The sequence below is a fragment of the Rhizobium sp. YTUHZ044 genome, assembly GCF_051123975.1.
GTDB lineage: Bacteria > Pseudomonadota > Alphaproteobacteria > Rhizobiales > Rhizobiaceae > Rhizobium.
This window is the reverse complement of record NZ_CP101426.1, coordinates 2238617-2253144: the sequence shown is the minus strand read 5'-3', so window position 1 is coordinate 2253144 and position 14528 is coordinate 2238617. Positions and strand designations below refer to the sequence as shown.

Here is a 14528-nt window from a genome sequence, read left to right as displayed (position 1 = left end):
CCCGGTGTCAGGGAGGGGCGCTGACCTCCTCTTCTCCCGCCGGGAGAAGGGGGCGCGCTCTTGTCTTACCCCTCTCTATCGGCCGGCTTTCGCAGCCGCCTTTTCAATGACGTCGGCGACTTTTTCCGGCTGGGATGCGAAGACGGCGTGGCTGGCCGTGATCTCGGTCACTTCGCTGCCAGCTCGTTTCGCCATGTCACGCTCCAGCTCGGGATTGATGGAGCGATCCTGGGTGGCGACGATCGTCCAGCTCGGCTTCGTTCGCCATGCCGGCTCTCCGATCTTGGTCGAGAAGGCCTGCTTGGCGGCGAAGACCTGCGATCTTGCCAGGAAATCGGCTTCGGCTTTCGGCAGGTCGGCCGCGAAAGCCGCGGCGAAGGCGCCGGGGTCGAGGTAAAGATATTTGCCGTCCTCAGTTTCCTTGATGTCCATACTGCCGGCCGGCTTCGAGCTGGCGAGGCTCAGCAGGCTTTCCCCCTTGTCTGGCTGGAAGGCGGCGACGTAGACGAGGCCCGCAACGCCTGGATTGTTGCCGGCTTCGGTGATGACCATGCCTCCATAGCTGTGGCCGACGAGCAGCGTCGGTCCTTCCTGGAGGTCGAGAATCCGCTTCGTTGCCGCCACATCGTCATCGAGCGATGTCAGAGGCTCCTGGACGATGGTGACGTTGAAGCCGCGCTTTTCTAGGATATCGGTCGCTTTTCGCCATCCAGAGCCATCGGCCAGCGCGCCGTGGACGATCACGATGTTCTTGACCGCGGCAGCCTCGGCCGCAAAAGCGATTCCGGCGGTGGCAAAGGCCAGGCTTGCGATGAAAGTCAGATGCTTGTTCATGGGGTCACTCCTTGTGGTTGACGTTGCGGGGCGGGAATCTTGAGGTTCAGCCGAAGGTGAAGGCGTAGCCCTGGACGCCCGGATCGAGGAAGCGGATTTCGAAGGTGCGGGCTGCGACGGCGCCGGCCTGGCGAACGAGTTGGTAAAGCCGCGTTCCGGTGACCGTGCCGTTGCCGTCGGCATCGATGTCGGAGCCATGATCGGGTCCCGGCGCCTTGCCGTCGAGCCTCACCTGGAAACGGATCGGTTTGGCGTCGGCGCCGGGTCCGAGAACGAGATGCAGATCGCGGGCGCTGAAACGATAGGCGATGCCGCCGCCTGCCTCATCGAGCGTTGCCTGATCCTTACCGATGGTCCAGGTGCCGGACAGGCCCCATGCGTTAATGCCGGGCTCGGTGATCGAGTAGTTCTGCGGCATATCGGCTTGCAGCCCTTCGGGCGAGACAAAATTTTCGGCCTGCCCGTAGCCGAGGTAGGTCTCTCCGGACCGGATATTGGCGAGGTCGGGACCTGCCTCCACGCCCTTGGCAGCGGGCGCAACCGGTGCCGTTTCCGCCATCTGGCTGCCCGCTTCGCGCAGCAGATCCTGGATGGCTTTTTCGGTCCTGCCGTAATTGCCTTCGCCGAAATGGTGATAGCGGATCTGGCCTTTGGCATCGATCAGATAGGCGGCAGGCCAGTAGCTGTTTTCAAAGGCGCGCCAGATTTTGTAGTCATTGTCGATCGCAACCGGATAGCCGATCCGAAAGTCGCCGACAGCCTTCTTGACATTGTCGATCGTCTTCTCAAAGGCAAATTCCGGGGCGTGCACGCCGATGACGACCAGGCCCTGATCCGCATATTTTTCCGCCCAGGCACTGACATAGGGAATGGTGCGAATGCAGTTGATGCAGGAATAGGTCCAGAAGTCGACGAGAACCACCTTACCCCGCAGCTGCTCCTTGGTCAGAGGCTTCGAGTTCAGCCATTCGACCGCGCCGTCGAACGAAGGCGCATAAGCTTCGACGGGCAGATCACTGCGGAAAGGCTTGCTTCCATCGGCCGCGGGAATGATCTTGTCGTTGCTCGCCACCTCAGAGGGCGTGCCCCCCGCCGGCCTGGCATGCAGCCTGTCCAGAACGGCCTGTTCCAGCGAGGCAGTGCTGGCATAGGAAAGCCGCGCCAGCAGGCTGGTGTCGAGACCGAGCGCGATAACCGCCACGCCCGCCAACACGGCAGCGCCGACAGCCTGGCGGATTCGATCACCAAGGCCGAGCGAGCGCTTCATCGCGGCGAAGATTTTACCGCCGACCAGCAAGGCGACGGCAAGCGAGGTCGCAGCACCGGCGGCATAGGCGATCAAGAGGGCGGTTGTCTGCAGGTTGGCGCCCTGCAATGCCGCGCCCGTCAGCACGAGGCCGAGAATTGGTCCGGCGCAGGGCGCCCAGAGCAGGCCGGTGGCGACGCCGAGGATGAGCGCGCTCCTGACCGTCGGCGCGGTGCAAACGTTACCGCTGGCGTTCAGTAGATTGTTGCCGAGATCGACGATCGGGCGGGCAAGCGTACTTGCAAAGCGCTGAGACAGCAGGCTCACTCCGAAGAGCGCGAGCAGGACGATCGCGGCGAGGCGGCCATATTCATTGGCACGGATGGCCCAGCTGCCGCCGATCGCGGCAAGCGTTGCGACCAGCGCGAAAGTGGCGGCCATGCCCGCTAGCATCGGCAGCGTGCTCTTGAGGAAAGGCTGGCCGGAGCGGGCGAAGACGAAGGGAAGGATAGGGAGGATGCAAGGGCTGAGAATGGTCAGCACGCCTCCGAGATAGGCAATGATCAGAAGTGTCATGATCGTTTCCTTTGAAACCGTTTGATCGGGCTCTGGACGGCGATGGGCCTGAACCAGCAACGGCGGCGAGATAGCCGGGCGGAGGTATCTCCGATGTGTCTGGTTTGACGGGAAAATGTACCGAACTATTGCGCTGGAGCGCGGACGATACAAACGAATACAAACTGCCTATCCGCAGAGGCGGCGGCGAAAACTGCGACCGTCCGCCCATGCCCTGCCGAGGCGGCGCTTTTGTATCAGAATGTATCTCGGCAGGCGGAGGTTACACTCGCATTCAAAAACCGCAGCCTGTGACATATGGCCGATACAAGCCGAACGTCATCTCAGCGCCGTGATCCATTCGACAGGAGAGACCGATGTCAGAGCAAATTAATCATCATCGCCGCCGTTTCTTTGGCATGACGGCAATCGCGCTTGCAGCCGTCGAATTCGGCGTGGCCGGAGCGGCCGCAGCCCAACTGCCGCAGTCTTCCAGCGCCGCGCTGCCTGACGTAAAGGCCGGGACCAATGCGTCATTCGAAGCGCTGAAACAGGTCAAGACCGATGTGCTCGATATCGGTTATGCCGAGGCCGGAAAGGCCGATGGTCCGGTCGTGCTGCTGCTGCACGGTTGGCCCTATGACATCCATAGCTTTGTCGACGTCGCGCCGCTGCTTGCCTCCGCCGGCTACAGGGTGATCGTGCCTTATCTGCGTGGCTACGGCACGACCCGCTTCCTCGATGACAAGACACCGCGCAACGGCCAGCCTTCGGCGCTTGCCGCCGACATGATCGCCCTGCTCGATGCGCTCAAGATCGGAAAGGCTGTCGTTGCCGGCTACGACTGGGGCGGGCGGACTGCCAATATCATGGCCGCGCTGTGGCCCGAGCGCTGCAAGGCGATGGTTTCGGTCAGCGGCTACCTGATCGGCAGCCAGGAGGCCAACAAGAAACCGCTTCCACCGAAGGCGGAACTTGCCTGGTGGTACCAGTTCTACTTCGCCACCGAACGCGGCCGCCTGGGCTATCGGAGCAACACTCACGATTTCGCAAGGCTCATCTGGCAGACGGCATCGCCGAAGTGGAATTTCGACGATGCGACTTTCGACAGATCGGCGGCCGCCTTCGACAATCCCGACCATGTGGATATCGTCATCCACAATTACCGCTGGCGCCTGGGGCTTGTCGAAGGCGAGGCGAAATATGATGCCTATGAGAAGAAGCTTGCCGCCCTGCCGCTGATCTCGGTGCCGACGATCACCATGGAAGGCGATGCAAACGGTGCGCCGCATCCCGAGCCCTCCGCCTATGCCGGAAAATTCTCCGGCAGGTACGAACACCGCACGATCGGCGGCGGCATCGGCCACAATCTGCCGCAGGAGGCGCCGCAGGCCTTCGCCCAGGCGGTCATCGACGTCGACCGCTTCTGATTGGCGGCAAAGCTTCGTTGCTCACGCGGGCGGAATATGCGTAGGTCGCATCTGGCACTTCGATAAGAGCGAGGCGGCGGGCGCGGCCGCAATCGTTGAGGAATAGGCAATATGGATCATGTCGATCACATCCTGATCGTCGACGACGATCGTGAAATCCGCGAACTGGTCTCGGGCTATCTGCAGAAGAATGGCCTCAGGACCAGCGTTGCCGCGGATGGGCGGCAGATGCGCAGTTTCCTGGAAGCCAACGCCGTCGACCTGATCGTGCTCGATGTTATGATGCCCGGCGACGATGGGCTGGTGTTGTGCCGGGAACTGCGCGCCGGCCGGCACAAGGCGATACCAATCCTGATGCTGACGGCCCGTACGGACGAGATGGACAGAATCCTCGGGCTGGAGATGGGCGCCGACGATTATCTCGCCAAGCCCTTTGCCGCGCGCGAGCTTCTTGCCCGCATCAAGGCGGTGCTGCGGCGTACCCGCATGCTGCCGCCCAACCTGCAGATCAGCGAGGCGGGACAATTGCTGACCTTCGGCGACTGGCGGCTCGACACGGTCGCACGTCACCTTCTCGACAAGGAAGGGACCGCGATTGCCTTGAGCGGTGCCGAATACCGCCTGCTTCGTGTCTTCATCGACCATCCGCAGCGCGTGCTCAACCGCGACCAGCTTCTGAGCCTGACGCAGGGCCGCGACGCCGAACTCTTCGATCGCTCGATCGATCTTCTTGTCAGCCGCCTGCGGCAGCGCCTGGGGGACGATGCGCGCGAGGCGACCTATATCAAGACGGTGCGCAGCGAAGGTTATGTCTTCTCGGTGCCGGTCGAAATTTCTGAGCCGCGCCGATGAGAGCCGATATTCCCATCCTGGCGAACCTGACGTGGCCGAGAACTCTGCGATCGCGGATATTTCTCATTCTTTTGATCGGTTTGGCCTTCGCCTATGGGCTCTCCTTCAGCGTTCTCTATATGGAGCGCTACATGTCGGCCAAGGCGGTGATGCTCGGCACGCTGGAGAACGACGTTGCGACATCGATTGCCGTTCTCGACCGGCTTCCACCAGGTGAGCGCGGCGACCTTCTGGACTGGCTGAGCCGCGGCAACTACCGTTTCGAGCTCGGGCCCGGCCTTGCTGGTGTGCCTGACACCTCCAGCAAGGGCAGGGAGATCGCCGGAAAGATAGAGGCGGCCGTGGCGCACCGCTTTCCGATCCGCATCGAACGGATTCCAGGGGAGGTGAACCGGCTGCAAGCGCATCTGACGCTGAGCGACGGAACTCCTCTGACGATCGATGTCACACCGAGAGGCGTGATGCCGATCGCCGCATGGCTGCCTTATGTTTTCGCGATTCAGATGGCGCTGCTCATTCTCTGCACCTGGTTTGCGGTCCGCCAGGCGATCCGGCCGCTCGGTGAGCTCGCCGCTGCTGCCGATGCGCTCGATCCTGATAAGGACGGTCAGGCTTTGAGCGAGGCCGGTCCGAGCGAGGTGGCGCATGCGGCAAGAGCGTTCAATGCGATGCGGGAGAGGATCGCCCATTATCTCGAGGAACGGGTGCAGATACTGGCGGCGATCTCGCATGATCTGCAGACGCCGATCACCCGCATGCGGCTGCGCGCCGACATGGCGGAGGATTCACCTGAGAAGGACAAGCTGGTGCATGATCTCGCCGAGATCCAGCGTCTCGTCCAGGACGGCATCGTCTATGCGCGCAGCGCCCACGGCAGCGGAGAGAAGAACGCCCGCATCGATCTCGCCTCGTTCATCGACAGTATAGCCTACGACTATCAGGACACTGGAAAGGCCGTTACGGTCGTCGGTCTGGTTGAAGGCGCCGCCTTCACCAGGCCGCACGCCCTTCGCCGTATCCTGTCGAATTTCATCGACAATGCCTTGAAGTTTGCCGGCGCTGCCGAGATCAGCGTCGAGCGAGGCGCTGACAATTCCGTCGTCATCAGCGTTATGGATCGCGGACCCGGCATTCCGGATGGTATGCTCGAAGCCGCGATGCAGCCCTTCTTCCGGCTCGAGCAATCTCGCAACCGGGAGACGGGCGGCACAGGTCTCGGGCTGGCAATCGCCCAGCAACTGACCGCCAAGATCGGCGGTTCTCTCAGGCTCTACAATCGCTCCGGTGGCGGACTGGCGGCGGAAGTCACCATTCGGTGATGTCAAAACTATCAGAATGTTTTGTACGCGAAAATGTCGTGGACGCCGGATGCTACGTTTTGTGACATTTCGGCCGTTTCCGGAAACATGCCGGATATATCGATCCATCAAACCAACTCCGTCAACCCGGCCGCAGTAGCGGCCAGTCGCATGAAGCGACGCAACAAGGAGTGTTTCCATGACCAAGATCGACAAGGTTCTTTATACCGGCAGAACCCGCACCACCGGCGGGCGCGACGGCGCTTCGCAGAGCGATGACGGAGAGCTGGACATCAGGCTCTCGCCTCCCGGCAGCGCCCAGCCCGGCACCAATCCCGAACAGCTTTTCGCAGCCGGCTGGTCGGCCTGCTTCATCGGCGCGATCGGCATTGCCGCCGGCAAGTTGAAGGTCAAGGTGCCGGCAGAGACCGCCGTCAATGCCGAGGTCGATCTCGGCACAACCGATGGCGACTATTTCCTGCAGGCCCGCCTTAAGGTCAGCCTGCCTGGCATCGAAGCGCATGCCGCAAAGGCGCTCGTCGATGAGGCGCACCGGACCTGCCCCTATTCGAAGGCGACACGCGGCAATATCCAAGTCGAATTGAGCATTGCCTGACGGGCAGGAGCCGAAAGCACAAAGGGCAAGGCCAGTCGGGGCCTCGCCGACGGAGGATAAAATGAGATTGATGATCATCTGCGTGCTGGGGGCGGCAGTGTTTGCCGCACCCTGCATCTACGACATAAGCTCGCAGGAGCCTTCGCCGCTTGCAGGCCTGGTGAAAGCGGCATCGGCAGCCTCCGCGGCGCAAGGGCGGCCATTCATCCGAGGCCATGAGGGAGAAAGACAATGAAGCTCTATCAGAACGAAATCTCCTCGGCGACGTCGCGCGTCAGGATCGCGCTCGGCCTGAAGGGGCTGACGGCCGAGGCGTTGCCGGTCACCATTCTTGGCGAGGAGGCCGAGAGCCGGCAGGCCGGATACCGCAAGATCAATCCGCAGGGGCTGGTGCCGGCCTTGCTGACGGATAGCGGCATCCTCATCACCCAATCGCTGGCGATCATCGAGTATCTCGAGGAAATCGAGGCTGAGCCGCCGCTGTTGCCTGACACGGCGGAGGATAGGGCGCTGGCCCGCTCGATTGCACTTGCCATCGCAGCCGAGATCCATGCGCTGCTGCCGCCGCGGATCGGCCTGCATCTCAAAAGCACCTTCAACGCCGATGCCGATGCGGTCGCCGCATGGAGCCGTCACTGGGTCGGTGAGGGAATGGCGGCTGTGGAAACGATGATTGCCGGCCGCAGGCAAGGCGCCTTCGCCGTCGGCGACCGGCCAAGCATTGCCGATATCTTCCTTTTTCCGCAAGCGGTTAGCGCCCGGCGCATGGGATTCGATCTCGCCCGGTGGCCCAATATCTCGGCGATTGTCGCCAAGCTGGAGGCGATCCCGGCTTTCCAGGAGAACGCGCCGGCGCCGCGACGGTGATGCGGTCAATCAAGAAGCGGCCGTCAAAGAAGGTGGTCGTTTTTCTTTTGAGCGGTTGACCCTTGCCTGCAGATGCGCGGGATACCGGTCACCTTCCACCTTGATGGTGGCGAGCGCGCTTTCGATATCGGCGAGATCCTCGGCGATGACATCGGTCTTCAGGCGCTTCAGCGCCTGATCGGTAACCGCGCGGATCTGTTCCGGCCGGCTGTTCATCCCACCCTGGCCGCCATTGGCATCGAAGTCGAAGCCGAATTTCGTGGCGATCACCACCTCGCTGCGGAAGAGAGCAAGCGCCTCTCCTAAAGCTCTTCGTGGCTATAGGGTCCCTAGGCCTCGGCAGTATCGAAGAAGGTCACGCCGCGTTCGAACGCCTTCCGGATCAGCGCGACCGCTTCCTGAATGTCTTTCCCCGGGTCATAAATACTTCAGCCCCATGCAGCAGAGACCGATCCCCGAGACTTCGAGACCGCTCCTTCCAAGTTCACGCTTCTCCATAGCCGTTTGCCTTCCAAGCCTGATACTCACTGTCGGTGACATGCTCCATCCAGTCGACGACCTTGCCATCGAGCTGTTCCTGGATGGCGATATGGGTCATTGCCGTCGTCGGCGATGCGCCATGCCAATGGCGTTCACCGGGGGAGAACCAGACGACGTCGCCAACGCCGATCTCCTCGATTGGCCCTCCTTCGCGCTGCACGCGGCCGCAGCCGGATGTGACGATCAGCGTCTGACCGAGAGGATGGGTGTGCCAGGCGGTCCGCGCGCCCGGCTCGAAAGTGACACTGGCGCCAGCCGCGCGTGCCGGGTGGGTCAGCTGAAAGAGAGGATCGAGGTGCACCGTGCCGGTGAACCAGTCCGCCGGTCCCTTGGCTGAAGGCTGCGAGCCGCTTCGCTTGATTTCCATGATCGTCCTTTCCTGTGTCTGAGCTTGTGGAACGGTTCGTCCACCCCGTGGCGCATGTCTTCGTCCTGCGATGACCGATATTTAGCGCGTGCCTTTGGTGGCGATTAGATGGTAGTCATGGCAAGGACCTATGAGAAAGTTTCATGAATGCCGCGTCCTGCCGTCAATGATCTGATCGTCTTCCTTGCCGTTGCCCGCGCACAGAGTTTCACGAAGGCGGCGGCGAGGCTGGGTGTGTCGCAGTCGGCGCTCAGCCATACTATCCGGGGGCTTGAGGAGCGGCTTGGTTTGCGATTGCTGACACGTACGACGCGCAGCGTCTCGCCGACGGAGGCCGGTGAAAGGCTGCTTCTCACCATTGGTCCGCGGCTCGACGAGATCGAGTTCGAGCTTGCCGCCCTGAGCGCATTTCGGGAGAAGCCGGCCGGCAGTATCCGCATCAACGCCGGCGAACATGCGGCGGATGCCATCCTCTGGCCCGCCCTGGAAAGGCTCCTACCTGATTATCCCGATATCAATGTCGAGATCATCGTCGATTACGGCCTGACCGACATTGTCGCGGAACGCTACGATGCGGGCGTGCGGTTGGGGGAGCAGGTGGCGAAAGACATGATTGCAGTGCGCATCGGTCCGGACATGCGCATGGCCGTGGTTGGTGCCCCCGCCTATTTCGAAGGGCGCCCAAAACCGCTGACGCCGCAGAATCTTACCGAGCACAATTGCATCAATCTCCGCCTGCCGACCTATGGCAGTGTTTATGCATGGGAATTCGAGCGGGCCGGGCACGAGTTGAAGGTTCGCGTCGAGGGACAATTGACCTTCAACAATATCGCGCTCAGGCTGAATGCGACGCTCGCCGGGCTAGGGCTGGCATATCTGCCGGAGGACGCCGTGCAGGCGCATCTAACGAATGGGCGGCTGGTGCGCGTGCTCGAAGACTGGTGTCCGCCGTTTCCCGGTTACCATCTCTATTATCCAAGCCGCCGGCACGCCTCGGCGGCTTTCGCTCTCATCGTCGATACGCTTCGCTATCGAGGATAGTTGGCGGATTCGGGTCCCCAACAAGCGGTTGTCCATGCTTGCTGTAACACTATGAGAGGCGTTTTGCCGGGGGTGAAAACCTGCAGTGCCGGCGATTTGACATTCCATCACTCCCCACTAATTCACACTTGAAAATGAAGGAAACAATGAATGAATACTGCGCTGCCTGCCGCGAAAGCCCGGACCGGAGTGTCCGGTTTGGATACAATTCTGGCGGGAGGGCTTTCGGCGGGCCATGTGTTCCTCCTCGAGGGAAATCCGGGAGCAGGCAAGACCACCATTGCGCTGCAGTTTCTGATCGAAGGCGCACGACTTGGCGAACAGGGGCTCTACATCACCCTTTCCGAAACCGAGAGCGAATTACGGGCGGGTGCGGCGTCGCATGGCATGGTGATCGACGACAATATCGAGGTCTTCGAAGTCGTGCCTCCAGAAAGCCTGCTGGACTCCGACCAGCAGCAGAGCCTGCTTTATTCGTCGGATCTCGAACTGGGCGAGACGACGAAGGAAATCTTCGCGGCTTTCGAGCGGGTAAAGCCACAGCGCGTCGTGCTCGACAGCCTGTCGGAAATCAGGCTGCTTGCGCAAAGCTCGCTCCGCTATCGCCGGCAGATCCTGGCGCTCAAACATTATTTTGCCCGGCAGGGAGCAACCGTCCTATTGCTCGACGACCTAACGTCTGACGTACTCGACAAGACGGTGCACAGCGTCGTGCACGGTGTCATCCATCTTGAGGAACTTGCGCCGAGCTACGGCTCCGAACGCCGCCGTCTGAGGGTCGTCAAATATCGTGGACAGGCCTTCCGAGGCGGTTATCACGATTTCATCATCCAGACCGGCGGCGTCATGGTGTTTCCGCGCCTGGTCGCCGCCGAACACAAATCGACTTACCTCCGCGATCGGATTTCCTGCAATATCCCGAAACTGGACCTTCTTTTAGGAGGCGGCCTGGAGCGAGGTTCCAGTACCCTCATCCTCGGTCCTGCCGGCACAGGAAAAAGCACTTTTTCGTTTCAGTTCCTGGCAGCAGCGGTTGCGCGCGGCGAGAAAGCGGCGGCCTTCATTTTCGACGAGGAGCTCAGTCTGCTCTTTGCCCGGCTGAAGGCATTTGGAATGGATCTCGAAGCGATGAGGGACGCGGGCCAGGTCCATATTGAACAGCTCGATGCCGCCGAACTGTCGCCGGGCGAATTCGCCCACCGCGTGCGGGACTGCGTCGACAAGTCGAATGCGAAAACTGTCATCATCGACAGCATTAACGGTTATCAGGCTTCGATGCCGGATGAGAATTCACTGATCCTTCACATGCATGAATTGCTGCAGTATTTGAACAGGCAAGGCGCCAACACCTTCCTCACCGTTGCCCAGCACGGGCTGGTCGGTGACATGAAGTCACCTGTCGACGTTACCTATCTCGCCGATACCGTCATTCTGCTGCGTTATTTCGAGGCTGCCGGAAAGGTGCGCCGCGCCGTCTCCGTGATCAAGAAGAGGACCGGCTTTCATGAGGATACCATCCGGGAGTATCGCATCGACAGTTCCGGCCTGACGTTCGGAGATCCTCTCGTCGGGTTCCAAGGCGTCCTTCGTGGCGTTCCCGAATTCATCGGAACGTCGGCGCCGCTCCTGTCGACCGATGGCGGGGATGGCGGCGATTCCTAATTCCGGCAAACCGAAAGCATTGATCTACACGCCCGCCGGCCGTGATGCCTGGGTGGCGGTTTCGCTGGTCGACGAGGCCGGACTGGCCTCGATCGCCGCCGCCGACCTTTCCATGTTTGCGTCGTCGCTCAGCGATGACATCGCGCTTGGTGTCCTGACGGAAGAGGCCGTTCGCTCGGGCGACCTCGAGCCGATCGCCGCCTGGGTTTCGGCCCAGCCGAGCTGGTCGGACCTGCCGTTCATCGTGCTCACCACCCGCGGCGGGGGGCCTGAGCGAAATCCATCCGCTGCCAGGCTTTCCGAGGTTCTCGGCAACGTCACCTTCCTGGAGCGGCCGTTCCATGCGACTTCCTTCATCAGCATCGCCCGTACCGCGTTGAAGGGGCGCCTGCGCCAATATGAGGCGCGCGCACGGCTCGAGGCTCTGAGCGAAAGTGAGCGGCGATTGCAGACGGCGCTCGCCGCCGGCCGTCTCGGGGCGTGGGAGCTCGAACTATCGTCGATGGCTTTGTCCGTCTCGGCGACGTGCAAAGCCATCTTCGGCCGAGAGCCGGATGAGGAGGTGACGTACGACGAGCTGATTGCAAGCATTCATCCCGGCGACAGGGATCTCGTGCAGGCGCGCCTGCGCCAGACGATAGACACCGGACGCGACTATTCGATCGCGCACCGGACGATCTGGCCGGATGGATCGCTGCATTGGACCGAGGTTCACGCGCAGCTCTATGCAGGCAAATATGGCTCCGCCAGGAAACTCGTAGGCGTCTGCTCCGATACCACCGCCCGCAAGGCGGCCGAGGAGAATCTGAGACGTCTCAACGAAAACCTCGAAGAACGCGTCAGGGAGCGGACCAGAGAGGTCAACGCCGCCCACCAGACACTGCTCGAAGAAGTCGCCCAGCGCGAGAGAGCCGAGGAGCAGCTTCGCCAATCCCAGAAAATGGAAGCGATCGGCCAGCTCACTGGTGGTGTCGCGCATGATTTCAACAATCTGCTGATGGTAGTTCTCGGAAATCTGGAGCTGCTCGGCAAGCACGTTGCGGGAGATGCCAAGGCCACACGTCTGGTGGAGGGTGCGCTCCAGGGTGCACGTCGGGGAGCGGCGCTGACGCAGCGCCTGCTGGCTTTCGCCAGGCAGCAGGATCTGCAGGTCAGGCCCGTCGATCTGACCGAGCTCGTCTCCGGGATGAACGACTTGCTACGGCGCTCGGTCGGACCCTCGGTCAGCATCGAGACCCTCCTGCCGAATGGGCTGCCGCCGGCGCTTGTTGACGCGAACCAACTCGAACTGGCGCTGCTCAACCTTGCGGTCAATGCCCGCGATGCGATGCCGGAGGGGGGAAGGCTGTCCATCTCGCTGCGCGAGGAAGAGGTCGTCGGCAATGGCGCCGATCTCGGCGAGGGGGCCTACCTCGTCTTGGCGGTGGCCGACAGCGGCACCGGCATGGACGCGGAGACGCTGAAGAAGGCCGTCGATCCGTTCTTCTCGACCAAGGAACTCGGAAAGGGCACGGGTCTGGGTCTATCGATGATCCACGGACTTGCCGTTCAGCTCAATGGCGCACTCCTTCTGAAAAGCGAGCTTGGGGTGGGAACGACCGCCGAGTTGTGGCTTCCGGCGACCGAACGGCGCCCCGTGCTGCTGGCCGAGGCGGAGCTCTCCGTCCCGCAGGCCGCGTCCAGACTGAAGATCCTTCTGGTCGATGATGATGCCTTGATCGCCATGAGTTCGGTCGACATGCTCGAAGATCTCGGCCACGAGGTCATCGAGGCAAATTCCGGCTCGCAGGCGCTTGATCTGATCAGGAGCGGCCAGCCTTTCGATCTGATGATCACCGATTATTCGATGCCCGGTATGACCGGCGCACAGCTCGCTGAAGCCGCGCGGGACATCCTGCCAGCGCTGCCAATCGTGCTGGCAACTGGCTATGCCGATCTACCCGCCGGCACCGATATCGATCTTCCGAGATTGGGAAAGCCCTATAATCAGGCGCAGCTTGCCAAGGAAATCAGCAAGGCGGTGACAGGCGAAGCGGCGCCGGGTCTCAGATGTGGCAGCGGCGCCGGTGCTTCAGGGCCTCGCCCGGCCAAGGCCGACGACCGCTGCGATGAAATCGGCGATGGCGCCCGTATCGTCTAGATCGAAGACGGGCAGGGCCGTATCCCCGACGGCATGATCGGCGGCGATGGCGCAGATATTGGGATCGCTCGGCGCCAACGCTTCACGATTGGCGGCCTCCAGGCGGCGAGCCTCGATCTTCGGGATCGGCTCGCGCTTGTAGCCTTCGATCAGCACGAGATCGCAGGGGGCGAGACGCGCGAGAATCTCCTCGAACGCGGGTTCGGGCGCGCCGCGCAGCTCATGCATGATGGCATAACGCGTGCCGGAGACGATGGTGACCTCGTGGGCGCCGGCCTGGCGGTGGCGGTAGCTGTCGGCTCCGACTTTGTCGATGTCGAAATCATGATGCGCATGCTTGATCGTCGAGATCCGGTAGCCGCGGCGGGTGAACTCCGTCACCAGCCGGACGGCAAGCCCTGTCTTGCCCGAGTTCTTCCAGCCGGCAATGCCGAAGATTTTCGGTGCGGTCATGTGCGCAGGGCCTCCAGCCAGCGTTGCGCCTCGATGAGATCGTCAGGCGTGTTGATGTTGAAGAAGGGGTCGAGCAGGCTGGCGCGGGTCGGATGCAGCGGAAAGTCCACTTCCGTAACGTCATGCCGCAACAGGAAGTCGCGCACGCGGCGTTTCTCGTCGGTAGCGATCCAGGCTTCCAGATCGGCTGCCAGTGTCACCGGCCAGAGACCGAAGACGGGATGATTGCGGCCCTCGGAGGCGGCAATGGCGATCTGCGACGGCCGCGCCAGGGCTGCGGCCAGGCGGGCGACGAGATCGGTGGGAAAGAACGGGCAATCCACCGAGACGGTGACGACATGGGTAATCGCGGGAAGGCCGGCGCCGTAGACCATGGCTGCGTGGATGCCGGCCATCGGCCCGGCCTTGCCAGGAATGCGGTCGGGAACCACCGGCACGTCCTCGGCGACTGCGTCGGCGTTAACGGCAACGGAGATGACCTGCTGCGAGAGACGGAGCAGTACATGGCGAAGCAGGCTCTCGGTTCCGAGCATCACCTCCGCCTTGTCGCGACCCATGCGTTGCGAGCGGCCGCCGGCCAGCACGACGCCTGCTATATCGGATCTGTCGAGCGGGAATTCAGTCATC

At 62.0% G+C, this 14528-nt stretch carries 13 protein-coding genes and 1 pseudogene; 8 read left to right on the top strand and 6 right to left on the bottom strand.

Translation table 11 applies throughout. The annotated features are described in order from the left end of the window. Positions 1–75 precede the first annotated feature (75 nt). Positions 76–834: an alpha/beta fold hydrolase gene (locus NL154_RS11210; protein WP_210631036.1), complete on the bottom strand. Its 759-nt coding sequence runs from the start codon at positions 832–834 to the stop codon at positions 76–78. Between the two features lie 46 nt (positions 835–880). Then, a complete protein-coding gene (locus NL154_RS11205; protein WP_434734055.1) occupies positions 881–2656 on the bottom strand; it encodes a cytochrome c biogenesis protein DipZ in 1776 nt (591 codons plus the stop codon). A 356-nt stretch (positions 2657–3012) separates the two neighbouring features. Between NL154_RS11205 and NL154_RS11200 the strand changes: the two genes are divergently transcribed. From NL154_RS11200 to maiA, 5 genes are all read left to right on the top strand, one after another. Further along, on the top strand, positions 3013–4065 hold the full coding sequence (locus NL154_RS11200; RefSeq protein ID WP_434734054.1) for an alpha/beta fold hydrolase: 1053 nt from the start codon (positions 3013–3015) through the stop codon (positions 4063–4065). A gap of 111 nt (positions 4066–4176) precedes the next feature. Further along, complete coding sequence (locus NL154_RS11195; RefSeq protein WP_097601465.1) at positions 4177–4917, top strand: response regulator; 741 nt, start codon at positions 4177–4179, stop codon at positions 4915–4917. Further along, entirely contained in the window at positions 4914–6236 is a 1323-nt protein-coding gene (locus NL154_RS11190) for an ATP-binding protein (protein WP_434734053.1), read from the top strand. The genes NL154_RS11195 and NL154_RS11190 overlap by 4 nt, the downstream gene beginning before the upstream one ends. 178 nt (positions 6237–6414) lie before the next feature. Continuing rightward, on the top strand, positions 6415–6831 hold the full coding sequence (locus NL154_RS11185; protein WP_434734052.1) for an organic hydroperoxide resistance protein: 417 nt from the start codon (positions 6415–6417) through the stop codon (positions 6829–6831). Positions 6832–7062: 231 nt separating this feature from the next. Continuing rightward, positions 7063–7698, top strand: coding sequence for a maleylacetoacetate isomerase (gene maiA, locus NL154_RS11180; protein WP_210631042.1), 636 nt, complete (start codon positions 7063–7065; stop codon positions 7696–7698). Between the two features lie 144 nt (positions 7699–7842). Here the strand turns inward: maiA and NL154_RS11175 are convergent. Together NL154_RS11175 and NL154_RS11170 are read right to left on the bottom strand one after the other, a co-directional pair. Then, a pseudogene (locus tag NL154_RS11175) lies at positions 7843–8196 on the bottom strand (aldo/keto reductase); the annotation flags it as partial. After that, positions 8183–8605 carry a (R)-mandelonitrile lyase gene (locus tag NL154_RS11170; RefSeq protein ID WP_434734051.1) on the bottom strand — a complete coding sequence of 141 codons (423 nt, stop codon included), beginning with the start codon at positions 8603–8605 and terminating at the stop codon, positions 8183–8185. The pseudogene NL154_RS11175 and the gene NL154_RS11170, both read right to left, overlap by 14 nt. 147 nt (positions 8606–8752) lie before the next feature. On the opposite strand from NL154_RS11170, the gene NL154_RS11165 reads away from it, so the two are divergent. The 3 genes from NL154_RS11165 (at position 8753) to NL154_RS11155 (ending at position 13448) form a co-directional block, all read left to right on the top strand. After that, positions 8753–9646: a LysR family transcriptional regulator gene (locus NL154_RS11165; protein WP_210631044.1), complete on the top strand. Its 894-nt coding sequence runs from the start codon at positions 8753–8755 to the stop codon at positions 9644–9646. Between the two features lie 150 nt (positions 9647–9796). Further along, a complete protein-coding gene (locus NL154_RS11160; RefSeq protein WP_434734050.1) occupies positions 9797–11308 on the top strand; it encodes an ATPase domain-containing protein in 1512 nt (503 codons plus the stop codon). Continuing rightward, a complete protein-coding gene (locus NL154_RS11155; protein WP_210631612.1) occupies positions 11283–13448 on the top strand; it encodes a hybrid sensor histidine kinase/response regulator in 2166 nt (721 codons plus the stop codon). Before NL154_RS11160 ends, NL154_RS11155 begins: the two co-directional genes overlap by 26 nt. Here the strand turns inward: NL154_RS11155 and mobB are convergent. Together mobB and mobA are read right to left on the bottom strand one after the other, a co-directional pair. Beyond that, complete coding sequence (gene mobB, locus NL154_RS11150) at positions 13380–13901, bottom strand: molybdopterin-guanine dinucleotide biosynthesis protein B (RefSeq protein WP_434734049.1); 522 nt, start codon at positions 13899–13901, stop codon at positions 13380–13382. The two genes, NL154_RS11155 and mobB, sit on opposite strands and share 69 nt — an antisense overlap. Next, positions 13898–14527, bottom strand: a complete 630-nt coding sequence (gene mobA / locus NL154_RS11145) for a molybdenum cofactor guanylyltransferase MobA (protein WP_210631047.1) — start codon at positions 14525–14527, stop codon at positions 13898–13900. Before mobA ends, mobB begins: the two co-directional genes overlap by 4 nt. Position 14528: the final 1 nt, after the last annotated feature.

Excerpts from the sequence above, each read along its gene's own strand:
- NL154_RS11210 (WP_210631036.1), bottom strand. The coding sequence starts at position 834 with ATGAACAAGCATCTGACTTTCATCGCAAGCCTGGCCTTTGCCACCGCC.
- NL154_RS11205 (WP_434734055.1), bottom strand. The coding sequence starts at position 2,656 with ATGACACTTCTGATCATTGCCTATCTCGGAGGCGTGCTGACCATTCTC.
- NL154_RS11200 (WP_434734054.1), top strand. The coding sequence starts at position 3,013 with ATGTCAGAGCAAATTAATCATCATCGCCGCCGTTTCTTTGGCATGACG.
- NL154_RS11195 (WP_097601465.1), top strand. The coding sequence starts at position 4,177 with ATGGATCATGTCGATCACATCCTGATCGTCGACGACGATCGTGAAATC.
- NL154_RS11190 (WP_434734053.1), top strand. The coding sequence starts at position 4,914 with ATGAGAGCCGATATTCCCATCCTGGCGAACCTGACGTGGCCGAGAACT.
- NL154_RS11185 (WP_434734052.1), top strand. The coding sequence starts at position 6,415 with ATGACCAAGATCGACAAGGTTCTTTATACCGGCAGAACCCGCACCACC.
- maiA (WP_210631042.1), top strand. The coding sequence starts at position 7,063 with ATGAAGCTCTATCAGAACGAAATCTCCTCGGCGACGTCGCGCGTCAGG.
- NL154_RS11170 (WP_434734051.1), bottom strand. The coding sequence starts at position 8,605 with ATGGAAATCAAGCGAAGCGGCTCGCAGCCTTCAGCCAAGGGACCGGCG.
- NL154_RS11165 (WP_210631044.1), top strand. The coding sequence starts at position 8,753 with ATGCCGCGTCCTGCCGTCAATGATCTGATCGTCTTCCTTGCCGTTGCC.
- NL154_RS11160 (WP_434734050.1), top strand. The coding sequence starts at position 9,797 with ATGAATACTGCGCTGCCTGCCGCGAAAGCCCGGACCGGAGTGTCCGGT.
- NL154_RS11155 (WP_210631612.1), top strand. The coding sequence starts at position 11,283 with ATGGCGGGGATGGCGGCGATTCCTAATTCCGGCAAACCGAAAGCATTG.
- mobB (WP_434734049.1), bottom strand. The coding sequence starts at position 13,901 with ATGACCGCACCGAAAATCTTCGGCATTGCCGGCTGGAAGAACTCGGGC.
- mobA (WP_210631047.1), bottom strand. The coding sequence starts at position 14,527 with ATGACTGAATTCCCGCTCGACAGATCCGATATAGCAGGCGTCGTGCTG.